The sequence below is a fragment of the Janthinobacterium sp. NKUCC08_JDC genome (assembly GCF_019345575.1).
Lineage (GTDB): Bacteria > Pseudomonadota > Gammaproteobacteria > Burkholderiales > Burkholderiaceae_D > Janthinobacterium > Janthinobacterium aestuarii.
Genome location: NZ_JAHKQW010000008.1, coordinates 113,241 through 127,607, shown reverse-complemented (window position 1 = coordinate 127,607; position 14,367 = coordinate 113,241). Strand labels below are relative to the sequence as shown.

Sequence of the window (14,367 nt, the reverse complement as noted above, 5' to 3'; positions counted from 1 at the left end):
GTTCACGCTTCCACGGCGCCGTCTGGCGTGGTTTTCGGCACGATGGCCAGTTGCATGCCCAGCGCATCGAGCATCTTTAAAATGGTTTCAAAGCGCGGCTTGCTGCCTTCGCGCAAGGCTTTATACGCGCCTTCACGCGTGATGTCGGCCCTGGCCGCCACCTTGCCCATACCGTAGGCGCGCACCACGTCGTTCATGGCGGACTGGAATAGTTCGGCGTTGCCGGTGGCGACGATTTCGCTCATGTAGGCAGCCACGGCTTCCTTGCTGGTCAGGTGTTGCGTGGGATCAAATTTGCTCAGGTCTAATGCGTCCAGGTCGTCGAGGTCAAAGCCGTCAGCGTCAGTATGGTCGTTCATTTTTTTCGTGCTCCTGTCGATGGGCTGGCCACCGCTTTTTGTTTCCGGATGGCCGCCTGTTGGGCCTTCAATGTTTGCAGTATCGCTTGCGCGTGCTTGATGTCGCGCCGCTGGCTCGACTTGTCGCCACCGAGCAGCAGCAAGATCAGGGTGCCCAGGTTGGTTTCGTGAAAATACACGCGCCAGCCGGGCCCCGTCTGTAAAAAACGCAGCTCGCACACGCCTTCGCCCACGGGCCGCCAGTCGCCCTTTTTTCCGTGCTGCAAATGCTTGATGCGTGCATCGATGGCTGCGGCAGCCACGTCGTGCAGGGAGTCTTCCCAGCGCCGGTATTCAGCCGTCTTGCGCGTATCGATCAGGTCAGGCAAAGTGGATACGTCCATTGTAATCGTTTGTTCTCATTCGTCAAGCGGTTTGATTCAGCCATACGGGGAGAATAGGCAGAAATCGGCACCGCTACAGGAAGAATGCCGCTTGTTTGTCCTGGCTCACGCCGTGACGGCGGTAGAATGCCGCTTTCAGTGAGAAATGATCGTGAGCACCATGGACAATGCAGAACAGATGGAAGTACGTTTCGTCGATATCGAAATCAAGCTGGCGCAGCAGGAAGACCTGGTCGAATCGCTGAACCAGATGGTGTACCAGCAGGGCAAGCGCATCGACCAGCTCGAGGCGATGCTGCACAAGCTGGGCGAACACGTGCGCGACGGCGCGCAGCAGGCAAATGGCGGACTGGTCAACGAACGCCCGCCGCATTATTAAATCAGCATCGTGACGCGGGACACATGAAAACCGTTCATCAAAGGCGGGCGCGTTACCATCGGTAGTTGCTGGTGACGCAAGTGTTTCAGGCTGTTATTATTTCAGGCTGGCCCGCGACACAATCGCGGCTCTCTTGCGTTTCTTGAAAGAAGACATGACCCGTCCAACAATGCTCGTCATCGCCGCCAGCCTGATGCTGGCGCCAGCCGCCGCTGTTTTTGCCGCCACCGCGGCGCCAACCACCACCGCTACCGCGGCGGTAGCCTTGCCTGCCTCTAACCCGTTTGCGCAAGCGAGCAGCCTGCCATTCAACTATCCGCCGTTCGACAAGGTGCAGGACGCCGACTACGCGCCCGCCTTTACGGCAGGCATGGCCGCCAACCTTGCGGAAATCAGTGCGATTGCGAACAACAAGAAACCAGCCACGTTCGACAACACCATCGTGGCCATGGAGCGCTCGGGCCAGTTGCTGAGCCGTGTACGCACCGTGTTTTCCGTGATGTCCGGCTCGAATACGAATGACACGATCCAGGGCCTGGAACGCGAACTGGCGCCGAAAATGGCGGCCCATAGCGATGCGATCATGCTCAATGACAAATTGTTCAAGCGCATCGATACCTTGTACGCCAAGCGCGACAAGCTGGGCCTCGATGCCGAATCGAAACGCTTGCTCGAGCGCTATCACACGGACTTTGTGCGCGCCGGCGCCAAGCTGTCGGCGGCTGACAAGGAAAAGCTGCGCGCCTACAACGGCCAGCTCGCTGCCCTGTCGACCAAGTTCGCGCAGAACGTGCTGAAGGAATTGAACGCGTCGGCCGTCGTCGTCGACACGCGCGAGGAACTGGACGGCCTGTCGCCGGCCGCCATCGAAGTGGCTGCCGGCCTGGCCAAGAAGCGCGGCCTGGACGGCAAATACGTGATCGCCCTCGTCAACACGACGGGCCAGGCGCCGCTGTCGCTGCTGACCAACCGTGCCTTGCGCGAACGCATCATGGCCGCCTCGCAAGCGCGCGGCAGCCGTGGCGGCGAGTTCGACAATACCCAGGAAGTGCTGGAACTGGCGAAACTGCGCGCCGAACGTGCCGCGCTGATGGGCTACCCGAACTACGCGGCATATTCGCTGGAAGACCAGACGGCGCACGACACGACCGCCGTGAACGCCCTGCTGGGCGAGCTGGCGAAGCCGGCCGTCGTCAATGCGCGCCGTGAAGCGGACGATATCCAGAAAGTCATCGATGCAGGAAAAGGCGGCTTCAAGGTGGGCGCCGCCGACTGGGCCTTCTATAGCGACAAGGTGCGCGCCGAACGCTACAACTTCGATGAAACGCAGTTGAAACCGTACTTTGAAATGCACAGCGTGCTGACCAAGGGCGTGTTCTTTGCCGCCGGCAAGTTGTACGGCTTGACCTTCAAGCAGCGCACCGACTTGCCCGTCTACACGTCCGACATGCTGGTCTACGACGTCTTCAATGAAGACGGTACGCAGCTGGCCATCTTTACTCTGGATCCTTACGCGCGCAGCAACAAGCGCGGCGGCGCCTGGGCGAATGCCTACGTGGGCCAATCGACCTTGCTGGGCCGCAAGCCGGTGATCGCGAATAACCTGAACATTCCGAAGCCGGAAGCGGGCCAGCCGACGCTGATGACGTTTGACGAAGTCAACACCATGTTCCACGAATTCGGCCATGCGCTGCACGGCATGTTTTCGAACGTGACATACCCGCGCTTTGCCGGCACCAGCGTGCCGCGCGACTTCGTCGAATACCCGTCGCAAGTCAATGAAATGTGGGCGCTGTGGCCGGAAGTGCTGCAAAACTATGCCAAGCACTACCAGACGGGCGCGGCGATTCCAGCCGAGCTGCTGGCGAAAGTGACGGCGGCCGACAATTTCAACCAGGGTTATAAAACCACGGAATACCTGGCGTCGGCCCTGCTGGACCAGCGCTGGCACCAGCTGACCCCGGCGCAAATCCCGACCGACGTGCTGGCCTTTGAAAAAACTGCCTTGAGCGACGCCGGCGTCGATTTCGCCCCGGCGCCGCCGCGCTACCGCACCACGTATTTTTCGCACGCGTTCGCGGGCGGCTACTCGGCCGGCTACTACGCCTATCTGTGGTCGGAAAAGCTCGACGCCGACACGGTCGAGTGGTTCAAGGAAAATGGCGGCCTGACGCGCAAGAACGGCGACTGGTTCCGTAACAAACTGTTGTCGCGCGGCGGCAGTGCCGATGCGCTCGATATCTACCGCAACTTCCGCGGCCGCGATGCGAAGATCGAGCCGCTGCTGCAACGCCGTGGCTTGAACGGCAAGTAATCCTCGTACCCGTCACCGGCCTGGCCGGTGATGAACATCAGTGGCCGCCATGCAATGGGCGGCCATTTTTATTTGGCGAATCGCCACGCAAACCGTGGTAAACCGCGCAGTTGGCGCGATGCACCACAGGATTGCCCATGTTGGATGACGCCTGTGTGACAGGCTGCTATGATCTGTCACTGGCCCGCGACGCGATCGCGGCTCTTCCCCGCGCTTTCAGAAAGATGTCATGATCCGTCCACAACTGCTCGTCATCGCCGCCAGCGTCATGCTGGCCCACGCCGCCCCATCCGCCATGGCTGCCGCCACTGCAAAATCCGCGCCCGCCGCCGCCGTCAGCGCCCAGAACCCTCTGCTGAAAGCGAGCCCGCTGCCATTCCAGATGCCGCAGTTCGGCCTGATCAAGGATGCGCATTACGCGCCGGCGTTTGCCGAAGGCATGAAACGCCAGTTGGCCGAAGTGAACGCGATTGCCAACAACCGCCAGGCGCCTACGTTCGAGAACACCATCGTGGCCCTCGAGCGCACGGGGCAGCTGCTGCACCGCGTGCAAAGCATCTTCAGCAACATGACGTCGACCAACACGAACAGCGTGCTGGAAGCGGTGGAAGTGGACGTGTCGCCGAAACTGGCCGCGCATGGCGATGCGATTACCCTGAATCCAAAACTGTTTATCCGCATCGACACCCTGTACGCCAAGCGCGACAAGCTGGGCCTCGATGCCGAATCCTTGCGCTTGCTGGAACGCTATCACACGGACTTCGTGCGCGCCGGCGCCAAGCTGTCCGATGCGGACAAGGAAAAATTGAAAGCCTACAACGCCGAGCAGGCTGGCCTGGAAACGGCCTTCGCGCAAAACGTGCTGAAGGAAACGAATGCCAAGAGCATCGTCGTCGACACGCGTCTTGAGCTGGCCGGCATGACGGACAGCGATATCGATACGGCCGCCGCAGCCGCCAAGGAGCGGGGCTTGAGCGGCAAGTTCCTCATCGCCCTGGTCAACACCAGCGGCCAGCCGCCATTGGCCGTATTGACGGATCGCAAGACGCGCCAGCGCCTGATGGATGCGTCGCTGAACCGCGGCAGCCAGGGCGGCGAGTTCGACAACCGCGCCATCGTCTTGAAACTGGCGAAACTGCGCGCCGAACGGGCCACCTTGCTCGGTTACGCCAACTACGCCGCGTACTCGCTGGAAGACCAGACGGCCAAGACCACGACGGCCGTCAACACGCTGCTGTCGGAACTGGCGAAACCGGCCGTCGCCAACGCGCGCCGCGAAGCGGCCGACCTGCAGCAAGTGGTCGATGCGGAAAAAGGCGGTTTCCAGGTGGCGGCGGCCGACTGGGCCATCTACACGGACAAGCTGCGCAAGCAGCGTTTCAACTTCGATGAAAACGAGCTGAAACCGTACCTGGAATTGAACAGCGTGCTGAACAACGGCGTCTTCTTTGCCGCCAATAAACTGTACGGCATCAGCTTCAAGCAACGCACTGATCTACCGGTGTACAACCCGGACGTGCGCGTCTACGATGTGACGGACGCCAACGGCAAGCCGCTGGCCCTGTTCATCGCCGACTTTTATGCACGCGGCAACAAGCATGGCGGCGCGTGGATGAATGAATACGTGTCGCAGTCAATGCTGATGGGTACGCATCCAGTGGTGGCCAACCAATTGAACATTCCGAAGCCGCCGGCCGGCCAGCCGACGCTCTTGACGTTCGATGAAGTGACGACCATGTTCCACGAATTCGGCCATGCGTTGCACGGCATGTTTTCGAACGTGAAATATCCGCGCTTTGCCGGCACCAGCGTGCCGAGCGACTTCGTCGAATATCCATCGCAAGTCAATGAAATGTGGGCCGTCTGGCCGGAAGTGCTGCAAAACTATGCCAAGCACTACCAGAGCGGCGCGGCCATGCCGCAGGAATTGCTCGACAAGGTGACGGCGGCGAAGAAATTCAACCAGGGTTTCATGACGACGGAATACCTGTCGGCAGCGTTGCTGGACCAGCGCTGGCACCAGCTGGCGCCGAGCCAGATCCCGACCGACGTGCTGGCCTTTGAAGCGGCGTCGCTGAAAGACGCTGGCGTCGATTACGCGCCCGTGCCGCCGCGCTACCGCACCAGCTACTTCTCGCACAGCTTCTCGGGCGGCTATTCGGCCGCGTATTACGCCTACCTGTGGTCGGAAAAGCTGGATGCGGAATCGGTTAACTGGTTCAAGGAAAACGGCGGCCTGACGCGCAAGAATGGCGACTGGTTCCGCAGCAAATTGCTGTCGCGCGGCGGCAGCGTCGATGCGCTGCAACTGTTCCGTGACTTCCGCGGCCGCGATGCCACCGTGGAACCGCTGCTGGAACGCCGCGGCTTGAACGCGAAGTAAGACGTCCTCGTCAGAAGCTTGCGTTGCGTTGACATGGCGCACGCAAGCTTTCCGTGCCGGCGGCGTAGAATTGAGTAAGATGTAAACAAGAAGGCAGTCGAAAGAGTATATGAGTCAGCAAGATTTGAATGGCATCACCCTGGAAGGTATCGTGACGCGCCTGCACGCCCACTACGGTTGGGACGGCCTGGCCAAGCACATCGATATCAATTGCTTCATCAGCGATCCCAGCATCAAGTCGAGCCTGAAGTTTTTGCGCAAGACCCCGTGGGCCAGGAGCAAGGTGGAACAATTGTTCCTGGACACGCAATTTACTGACTGACAGGAAAAAACATGGATAGCAAACTCAAGGAATCGCTGCAACAACTGCATTCGACACTGGAAACCAGCGGCCCCGTCGATGAAGAACTGCATGGTTTGCTGCAAAAACTCGATGTCGACATCAAGTTGCTGATGGAAAAGCGCGCCGCGCAAGAGCAGGAAGAAGAGTCGACCACCTATGGCCTGGCCGAGCGCAGCCAGGAATTGTCGGCCAAGTTTGCCGTCAAGCACCCGAAATTGGAGCCGGCGTTGCGGGAACTTGGTGAGATTCTGGCGAATATGGGGATTTGATCGGGGTCCGACCCGCCGGGTCGTACCCCAGCAGTCAAAAATTCTGGGGTCAGACCCAACGGGTCTGACCCCAAGTGATTGAAAAATAAACGTTTTTTGTACTGAAATCCAACAGTAAAAAGCAGGCCATCAGGTTGGAAATGGCCAATTCCGGTACAATCCGTACCCTATGAGCTCCCCTACCAATTTATTTGCGACCGTTCCCAAGCGGTCTGCCCGCGCTGCCGTGGCGCCTTTCCTGCCGATGTCGCGTGCCGAGATGGACGCGCTGGGCTGGGACCAGTGCGACGTCATCCTCGTCACGGGCGACGCCTACATCGACCATCCGAGTTTCGGCATGGCCCTCGTTGGCCGCCTGCTCGAAGCGCAAGGCTACCGCGTCGGCATCATCAGCCAGCCGGACTGGCTGTCGGCCGACGCGTTCCGCATCCTCGGCAAGCCGCGTTTGTACTACGGCATTACCGCCGGCAACATGGATTCCATGGTCAACCAGTATACGGCCGACCGCAAGATCCGCTCCGACGATGCCTACACGGCGAATGCGGAACCGAACAAGCGCCCGGACCGCGCCGTCACCGTGTACGCGCAGCGCGCGCGCGAAGCGTATCCCGACGTGCCCATCGTCATCGGCAGCATCGAAGCATCGTTGCGCCGCATCGCCCATTACGATTACTGGTCGGACAAGGTCCGCCGTTCCGTCTTGCCCGATTCCAAGGCCGATCTGCTAATCTTCGGCAATGCCGAGCGGGCGCTGGTCGACCTGACGCACCGTCTGTCCGCTGGCGAATCGATCAAGGATATCCGCAACTTGCGCGGCACGGCCTTCATGGTGCCATCCGGCTGGCTGCCCGGCGACGACTGGGGCGTGCACAACTCCACCCGCGTCGACGTGCCCGGCAAGATCGATCCGCACTACAGCCCGTATGAGATGGTGCAGGAAGACAAGACCGCCTGCGCCACGGAAAATGCGTCGAAATCGGCCGAAGTCATCAAGCCGATCCGCATCATGAGCCGCGAAGAGCGCCTGGCCATGGCCAAGGAAAAGCACGACAAGACGGTCGTGCGCCTGCCCGCCTACGACGTCGTCAAGGATGACCCCGTCATGTATGCGCACGCGTCGCGCGTGTTCCACCTGGAATCGAATCCCGGCAATGCCCGTGCCATGGTGCAGGCGCATGGCGAACGCGACGTGTGGCTCAACCCGCCGCCGCTGCCCCTGGCCATGGACGAGATGGATGGCGTGTACGACATGAACTACGCGCGTGCGCCCCACCCGAGCTATGGCAAGGCGCATATCCCGGCCTGGGAAATGATCCGCTTTTCCGTCAACATCATGCGCGGCTGCTTCGGCGGCTGCACCTTCTGCTCGATTACCGAGCATGAAGGCCGCATCATCCAGAGCCGTTCGGAGCCATCGATCCTGCGTGAAATCGAGCATATCCGCGATAAAACCAAAGGCTTTACGGGCACCATTTCCGATATGGGTGGCCCGACGGCGAATATGTACCGCCTGGCCTGCAAGGAAAAAGAGATCGAAGTGTCGTGCCGCCGCCTGTCGTGCGTGTACCCTTCCATCTGCGTGAACCTGGGCACGGACCACAGCAAGCTTATTTCCCTGTACCGCAAGGCGCGCGCCATTCCCGGCATCAAGAAAGTGCTGATCAGCTCAGGTCTGCGCTACGACCTGGCCGTACGTTCGCCTGAATACGTCAAGGAACTGGTCACGCACCACGTCGGCGGCTTGCTGAAGATTGCCCCTGAGCACACGGAAGAGGGGACTTTGTCGAAGATGATGAAGCCCGGCATCGGCGCGTATGACGAGTTCAAGGAAATGTTCGACCGTTTCTCGCTGGAAGCAGGCAAGAAGCAGTATCTGATCCCGTATTTCATCGCCGCCCATCCGGGCACGACGGACGTGGACATGCTGAACCTGGCCCTGTGGTTGAAGAAAAATAATTTCAAGCTGGACCAGGTGCAAACCTTCATGCCCACGCCGATGGCCATGGCCACGACGATGTATCACACGCGCAAGAATCCCTTGCGCAAGGTCACGGCGGATTCGGAAGTGGTGGAAACGGCCCGCAGCGGCAAGATCCGCCGCACGCACAAGGCCTTCCTGCGCTATCAGGATCCGGCCAACTGGCCGATCCTGCGCGAAGCGCTGGTCAACATGGGCCGGGGCGACTTGATCGGCAATGGCGACAAGCATCTGATTCCGGCCTGGACCTCGTCCGAGTCGGGCGGACTGGCCGCAGGCGAACGCAGCCGCCAGACGCATGGCGCCGGCACGCCGGACAAGTTCAAGGTCACGCCGGGCAAGAACCGCATCGCCCTGGGCGGCACGGCCGCCGCGCCGAAGGCGACAGCCGTCGAATCGAAAGTGCGTCCATCGATCTTGTCGACCATCAAGACCAAGGCCAAGCCGGCCGCCGTGCCGATGGGCCGTGGCGGCAAGCCGCCAGCCAAGGGCGGCCATGCCGCACCGGCACGGGGCGGACGCAAGTAAGCCAGCGTCACGGCCCCCGGCATCGGCTGAAACCCGGCAACGCATACAGCGTTGCCGGGTTTTTTGCCATCTGCGCACCAACATGGGGCGCAGCACGCCATGCTGGCAGGATTTTTACCAATATTTAAAAATTGAATAGAGCAAAAGGCAATTTTCCCTTGTGGCAACTTGGTATTTGAAAATATACTCGTTGAACATTTAGCCGTACGTCAACAATACTGCCATTCTGGCAAGCGCCGGCGTACGCGGCTCCCAGCGTTGATATGAAAAGAGATGCCAATTGAAATGCCTTTCCTGCCAGGCCGAGAATAAGCCGGGCGCCAAATTCTGTTCTTCCTGCGGCACGACGTTTGCCGTTGCCACGACCGTTGCCGCCCCGGTGCCGGGAAAATCCTGTGGCCAGTGCGGCCATGACTGCAAGCCGGACGCCCGGTTCTGTCCCAAGTGCGCGTTCAGCTTTGCCGTGGCGCCGGTGGCCGCAGCGATGCCGCCGCCGCTGCCAGAGCCGGTCATCGCGCCGGAGATTGCGCCCGTCATTGAACCCGTCATTGAACCCGTGTCCGTGCCTGAGCCTGCCCCGGCACCGGTGGCGGAACCGGTCGCGCCACCTGCGCCACCGCCCGTGCTGGAAAAGCGCCGTGCCGATCCGGTCCCTGCGCCCGCCCCTGCACGGGAACCAGAAACCGCTCCCGCAGCAGTGACAGACAGCGTTCCCGACACGCCGGCTGACAGCCCACCGGCTGGCAAGCGCATGAAACTGATCGCCGCGGCCGTCGCAGCGGTGGTGCTGCTGGGCGGTGCGGGCGCTTACTATTTCTTGTCAGGCAAGCCGCCTGTCTCCGTGCCTGAACCGGAGGCAGCCTTGCCGGTGCAGGAAGACCCTGCGCCGGCCGCCGAGCAGCCGCTGGCCATCGATGACGCTGCGCTCGATGGCGGCACGGCGGGCGACCTTGCCGCGACACCTGCTGCCGAGCCTGAGCCTGAGCCTGAGCCAGCGGCAGCGCCTGCTCCGGCACCCGAGCCGGCTCCAGCAGCGCCCCCGGCCCCTGTCGTGGAAAAACCGGCCAAGCCCGTCAAGGTGACCCCGCCACCGGCGCCTGTCAAACAGACGACGGGCCTGGAAAGCGTGATCACGGACAGCCTGTCGGAAGCGAGCCACTGCATGAGCCAGCGCAAATACGACTGTGCCATTGCCAATGCGAATGCCGTGTTGCGCATGGACAAGGGCAACCGCCATGCGCAGGACATCAAGCGCAAGGCGAAGGAAGCGCAAGACAAGGCGCTGTCGCAAATCCAGATCGAGTAAGCCCTAGCTTGCCTCCCATTCCTATTTTGATTCTTTCGGAGAATAACGTGAAAAACTTGAAACAAATGGCCAAGCCCCTGGTGGCGATGCTGGTCGTGTCGTCGATGCTGGCCGGCTGCGCCGCGCCGGGCGGCCCTGGCGCCACGGGCAATACCACCACCGCAGGCACGGAAGCGGCCAGTGGCGAATGCAATACGGCCATGCTGGCCGGCATCGGCGCCGTCGTCGGCGGCTTGCTGGGCGGCGGCAACAACACCGTGCGCGGTGCGGCCCTGGGCGCCAGCCTGGGCGCGCTCGCCTGCGTGGCCTTGAATTATCAAAGCCAGCAAGTCAAGACGTCGCAGCAGGTGCAGGCCGATTACAAGGTGGCCAACAAGGGCAAGCTGCCCGAGCAGTCGACCCTGGTGAAATACGAGACGGGCTTTACGCCGTCGTCCGTGCGTCCGGGCCAGAAGGCGCAGACCAATTCGTACATCGAAGTGGCGGCCGGCACGCGCGATCCGAACCCGCTGGTGGAAGAAGAATTGAGCCTGTACAAGCCCAATGGCGAGCTGATCAAAACCGTGCGCAAGGTGGTCAGCAGCAATAACGGCAGCGGCGCCTACAAGGGCGGCTTCTCGATTCCCATGCCTGAAGGTGTGCCGCAGGGCATTTACCCGGTACGCACGGCCCTGTACCTGAATAGCAAGCGCGTCGGTGGCCAGGACGTCAAGCTGCAGATCGTCCAGCGCCAGGCGCCTGCGAGCGAGCTGCAACTGGCGCTCGCCTACTGACACAGCATGACCATGGGACGGCCAGGCAGGCCGTCCCCTCCCGATTCACCCCTTCCAGGCCAGACATGACCATTTCCACACAAACACATCAACCTCTTCCCTTTTCCTCCGCCGTGGGTTCGCTGATCGAAGCGACCGACGCCATCAGAAACTTTCGCGCGATTGCGCTGCTGGCCCTGACCTTCATCAGCGCCGTGCTCGTCGGTGGCGTGCTGACGATGCTTGCCGGCGGCATGAGCAGTCCGCTGCTGGTCTTTGTCGCTGGCCTGATGGCTTTCCTTGTGATGTTTTACGGCTCCAACGCCGTCGGCATCATGCTGATGCGCGACGCGCAAGGCCAGCCTGGCATGAGCCTGGTTGATGCCATGCTCGTTTCGCTGTACACGAGCCACCGCCTGATCGCGGTCGTCTTCCTTGAATTTTTGATCGTGCTGGCGGCCATGATCACCATCGCCATCATCTTGTTTGTCTGCAAGATTCCCGTGCTCGGCCCCGTGCTGTACACGGTCGTCTTCCCGCTGTCGGCCATCGTGCTGGGCGTGCTGGTGTTTGCGCTGTTCTACGTGATGCTGCCGCTGGCCGGCCCTGCCGCTTGGTCGGGCGCCACCGTGTTCCAGATCATTGCCCGCCTGAACCTGATCGTGCGCACCAAGCTGGTGTCCGTGATCTTGCTGGAAGTGCTGCTGTTCCTGATCACGACGTTTGTGGCGCTGCTGATCTTTGGCGTGGTCGGGACCGGCGTGTCGCTGACCAGCGGCATGTCGGCCGGCATCCTGGGCCTGGGCGGCCAGATGAATATGTATACCCTCGCTTCGGGTCTGAATGGCGGTTCCGGCTACATCATCGCAGCGGGCCTGGGCGGCGGCTTGCTGCTGGCGGCCGCGGCCGTGGTACCGGGCCTGATCTTCACCAAGGGCGTGTGCATCATCTACCTGAACGCTACGCGCAATGTCGATTTCAGCGCCTCGGAAGCGAGCCTGAACGACGGCCTGGCCACGGTCAAGAAGAAGGCCGAGGAAGCGCGTGAACGCGCGCGTGCCCTGGCCGAACAGGCGGCTGCACCGGCCGCACCGGCCACGCCGGCTGCCGCGCCCGTTGACAGCCTGCATTGCCCAAGCTGCAAGGCACCGGTCGCGTCCGATGACGTGTTCTGCGGCGAATGCGCGCATAAACTCAAGTAAGGCACACCATGGCTCACTTCTGCACCAAATGTGGCACCGCCCATGTCCCCGGCGCGCGCTTCTGCGATGAATGCGGCAAGGCTGTCAACGCCGCAACGGCGCCCGCACCAGCCGCGACGCCGGCGCTGCCCGGTGTGAAGCGGCGCCACGTCATGATCGCCGGCGGCGTGCTGGCGGTGGTCGTCGTGGCTGGCGGCGCCCTGGCGTGGCTGCTGAAGCCAGAGGCGGCCTCGGCCAGCAGTTTCAGCCGCGCCATCGATGCCCACCTGGCCGCTGACGAGGCGGTGCGCGACAAGCTGCTGTGCCTCACCAACTTGCCGTACCAGAAGGAAGAGATCCGCGTGGCGTCGTACGACAGTTCCACTCGGCAATGGCTGGATATCCTTGTGCGTGGAGGCCTGTACAACGCTCCCGTCGAGCAAAGCAGCGGTGGTTGGGTTGCGCAATCGCAATTTGTCTACGCGCTGGCCGCGCCGGGCAAGGCGGCCTTGCATGGCGACAAGCTGTGCGTGGCTAAGGGCGTGAAAGTGGCCAAGGTCAGCGGCTACGATCAGGTGCGCGACCTGGGCGTCCAGCAAGTGGCGATGGCCAAGGCCACCCTGACGCTGACCGATGAGGCGGCGTGGTTCTCCAAATCGCCGGACCGCGCGCTGATCCTGCAGCGCTTGCCGGACGGCGATCTGCAAGTGCGACTGCCGATGGCGCTGGTTGACAAGCAATGGCAAGTCATCGACGAAGCGCAGATGAGCCAGGCGGCCATGACCGGTGCGATAGGCAAATCGTCGGCCGCGCAGGGTGCGGGCATGCTGGACAAGCTGAAAAGCGTGTTCAGCTTTGGCGGCCATCCGGCGGTGGGGAAATGGCAGGCGGCGATGGGCAACGTCCTGGAATTTACAAGTGACAGCGTGATCAATAACGGCACCTCGACCAAGGCCACCTTCACCACCAAGGGCAATACCGTGACGATCGCGCCGGAAGGCGCGGGCGAAGCGGCCATGGATATTATCGTCAGCGACGATGGCAGCACGGCGCAGATCAGCATGGGCGGCATGCGGGTAACGACCCTGCGGCGCGTGCGCGATTAAGTATCTGTCAGACAGCGCGGCTTTCCGCCTGACATGGTTCCCCGCAGCCCGGCCATGCCGGGCTTTTTTACGTCCGCCCGCCACGGTGCGCTAGCCAATTTATCTTGACATCAAGATAGTTCGCGCCCACACTGGCTTTTTATCTTGATGTCGAGATAGTGCATGCCTGCCTCTCCTGTCCGCCCCGCCTGGGGCGATATCGTGCTCACGGCGCTGGCGCCCCTGATCTGGGGTTCCACGTATATCGTCACGTCCGAACTGCTGCCGCCCGACCGGCCTTTCACTGCGGCCCTGATCCGCGTGCTGCCGGCCGGCCTGCTGTTGCTGCTGGTCATGCGGCGCCTGCCCGCGCGGCGCGACTGGAGCCGCGTGCTGATCCTGTCCGCGTTGAATATCGGCGTGTTCCAGGCGCTGCTGTTCGTGGCCGCCTACCGCTTGCCCGGCGGCTTGGCGGCCGTGGTGGGCGCTATCCAGCCGCTGCTGGTGATGGGTCTGGCATGGGGCGTGGAAGGGCGCCGTCCGTCCCGCATGGCCTTGGGGGCCAGCGTGCTGGGCGTGGCGGGCATGGGTGTTTTATTGTTGTCGCCACGCACCGTGTGGGAACCGATCGGCATCGCCGCCGCGCTGGGCGGCACGGCCTGCATGGCAGCCGGCACCTATTTGACGCGGCGCTGGAAGCCGGACTTGCCCGTGCTGGCGCTGACGGGCTGGCAATTGCTGCTCGGCGGCCTGATGCTGGCGCCCGTCGCCTGGCTGGCCGACGCACCGCTGCCGGCCTTGTCCTTGGCGCAAATATTGGCCTACGCCTACCTGTGCCTGGCCGGCGCCCTGCTCGCATATGCGCTGTGGTTTCGCGGCATCGCCAGGCTGTCGCCCGTGGCCGTCTCCTCGCTGGGACTGCTCAGCCCCCTGATGGCCGTCGTGCTGGGCTGGGCATTGCTGGGCCAGGCCATGACGGGCTGGTCGATGCTGGGCTTGCTGCTGGTGCTGGCCAGCGTGCTGGCCGTGCAGTGGGCCAGCGCCCGTCCCGCAACAAACGCCTGACTTCCGCGCATTTCCCCTCGGCAGGCTGATCACATCGGCCTG

General features: G+C 62.2%; 13 protein-coding genes and 1 pseudogene. 12 read left to right on the top strand and 2 right to left on the bottom strand.

The annotated features are described in order from the left end of the window. Positions 1-2 precede the first annotated feature (2 nt). Together KO538_RS19230 and KO538_RS19225 are read right to left on the bottom strand one after the other, a co-directional pair. Positions 3-359, bottom strand: a complete 357-nt coding sequence (locus KO538_RS19230) for an addiction module antidote protein (RefSeq protein ID WP_219329337.1) — start codon at positions 357-359, stop codon at positions 3-5. Beyond that, entirely contained in the window at positions 356-742 is a 387-nt protein-coding gene (locus KO538_RS19225) for a type II toxin-antitoxin system RelE/ParE family toxin (protein WP_219329336.1), read from the bottom strand. Before KO538_RS19225 ends, KO538_RS19230 begins: the two co-directional genes overlap by 4 nt. A gap of 160 nt (positions 743-902) precedes the next feature. Here KO538_RS19225 and KO538_RS19220 point away from each other — a divergent pair, with 160 nt between their 5' ends. The 12 genes and pseudogenes from KO538_RS19220 to KO538_RS19170 all read left to right on the top strand — a co-directional run bounded on the left by KO538_RS19220 (position 903) and on the right by KO538_RS19170 (position 14,325). Next, positions 903-1,121: a SlyX family protein gene (locus KO538_RS19220; RefSeq protein ID WP_034753936.1), complete on the top strand. Its 219-nt coding sequence runs from the start codon at positions 903-905 to the stop codon at positions 1,119-1,121. A 154-nt stretch (positions 1,122-1,275) separates the two neighbouring features. Beyond that, complete coding sequence (locus KO538_RS19215; protein ID WP_257620451.1) at positions 1,276-3,435, top strand: M3 family metallopeptidase; 2,160 nt, start codon at positions 1,276-1,278, stop codon at positions 3,433-3,435. A 229-nt stretch (positions 3,436-3,664) separates the two neighbouring features. Beyond that, entirely contained in the window at positions 3,665-5,818 is a 2,154-nt protein-coding gene (locus KO538_RS19210) for a M3 family metallopeptidase (protein WP_219329335.1), read from the top strand. 109 nt (positions 5,819-5,927) lie between these two features. After that, positions 5,928-6,140 carry a VF530 family DNA-binding protein gene (locus KO538_RS19205; protein ID WP_070219603.1) on the top strand — a complete coding sequence of 71 codons (213 nt, stop codon included), beginning with the start codon at positions 5,928-5,930 and terminating at the stop codon, positions 6,138-6,140. 11 nt (positions 6,141-6,151) lie between these two features. Beyond that, complete coding sequence (locus KO538_RS19200) at positions 6,152-6,430, top strand: DUF4404 family protein (protein WP_034753883.1); 279 nt, start codon at positions 6,152-6,154, stop codon at positions 6,428-6,430. Positions 6,431-6,674: 244 nt separating this feature from the next. Next, on the top strand, positions 6,675-8,936 hold the full coding sequence (locus KO538_RS19195) for a YgiQ family radical SAM protein (RefSeq protein WP_219329375.1): 2,262 nt from the start codon (positions 6,675-6,677) through the stop codon (positions 8,934-8,936). A 280-nt stretch (positions 8,937-9,216) separates the two neighbouring features. Beyond that, positions 9,217-9,324: pseudogene (locus KO538_RS29770) on the top strand (zinc-ribbon domain-containing protein); the annotation flags it as partial. A 363-nt stretch (positions 9,325-9,687) separates the two neighbouring features. Further along, on the top strand, positions 9,688-10,242 hold the full coding sequence (locus tag KO538_RS29440; RefSeq protein ID WP_257620450.1) for a hypothetical protein: 555 nt from the start codon (positions 9,688-9,690) through the stop codon (positions 10,240-10,242). A 47-nt stretch (positions 10,243-10,289) separates the two neighbouring features. After that, positions 10,290-11,015, top strand: a complete 726-nt coding sequence (locus KO538_RS19185) for a hypothetical protein (protein ID WP_219329333.1) — start codon at positions 10,290-10,292, stop codon at positions 11,013-11,015. 65 nt (positions 11,016-11,080) lie between these two features. After that, entirely contained in the window at positions 11,081-12,196 is a 1,116-nt protein-coding gene (locus KO538_RS19180) for a zinc ribbon domain-containing protein (protein WP_219329332.1), read from the top strand. Positions 12,197-12,204: 8 nt separating this feature from the next. After that, complete coding sequence (locus tag KO538_RS19175; RefSeq protein ID WP_219329331.1) at positions 12,205-13,281, top strand: zinc ribbon domain-containing protein; 1,077 nt, start codon at positions 12,205-12,207, stop codon at positions 13,279-13,281. A 162-nt stretch (positions 13,282-13,443) separates the two neighbouring features. After that, positions 13,444-14,325: an EamA family transporter gene (locus tag KO538_RS19170; RefSeq protein WP_219329330.1), complete on the top strand. Its 882-nt coding sequence runs from the start codon at positions 13,444-13,446 to the stop codon at positions 14,323-14,325. Positions 14,326-14,367: the final 42 nt, after the last annotated feature.

Bases quoted from the DNA above. Each gene is read 5' to 3' on its own strand.
- KO538_RS19230 (WP_219329337.1), bottom strand. From the start codon at position 359: ATGAACGACCATACTGACGCTGACGGCTTTGACCTCGACGACCTGGAC.
- KO538_RS19225 (WP_219329336.1), bottom strand. From the start codon at position 742: ATGGACGTATCCACTTTGCCTGACCTGATCGATACGCGCAAGACGGCT.
- KO538_RS19220 (WP_034753936.1), top strand. From the start codon at position 903: ATGGACAATGCAGAACAGATGGAAGTACGTTTCGTCGATATCGAAATC.
- KO538_RS19215 (WP_257620451.1), top strand. From the start codon at position 1,276: ATGACCCGTCCAACAATGCTCGTCATCGCCGCCAGCCTGATGCTGGCG.
- KO538_RS19210 (WP_219329335.1), top strand. From the start codon at position 3,665: ATGATCCGTCCACAACTGCTCGTCATCGCCGCCAGCGTCATGCTGGCC.
- KO538_RS19205 (WP_070219603.1), top strand. From the start codon at position 5,928: ATGAGTCAGCAAGATTTGAATGGCATCACCCTGGAAGGTATCGTGACG.
- KO538_RS19200 (WP_034753883.1), top strand. From the start codon at position 6,152: ATGGATAGCAAACTCAAGGAATCGCTGCAACAACTGCATTCGACACTG.
- KO538_RS19195 (WP_219329375.1), top strand. From the start codon at position 6,675: ATGTCGCGTGCCGAGATGGACGCGCTGGGCTGGGACCAGTGCGACGTC.
- KO538_RS29440 (WP_257620450.1), top strand. From the start codon at position 9,688: ATGAAACTGATCGCCGCGGCCGTCGCAGCGGTGGTGCTGCTGGGCGGT.
- KO538_RS19180 (WP_219329332.1), top strand. From the start codon at position 11,081: ATGACCATTTCCACACAAACACATCAACCTCTTCCCTTTTCCTCCGCC.
- KO538_RS19175 (WP_219329331.1), top strand. From the start codon at position 12,205: ATGGCTCACTTCTGCACCAAATGTGGCACCGCCCATGTCCCCGGCGCG.
- KO538_RS19170 (WP_219329330.1), top strand. From the start codon at position 13,444: ATGCCTGCCTCTCCTGTCCGCCCCGCCTGGGGCGATATCGTGCTCACG.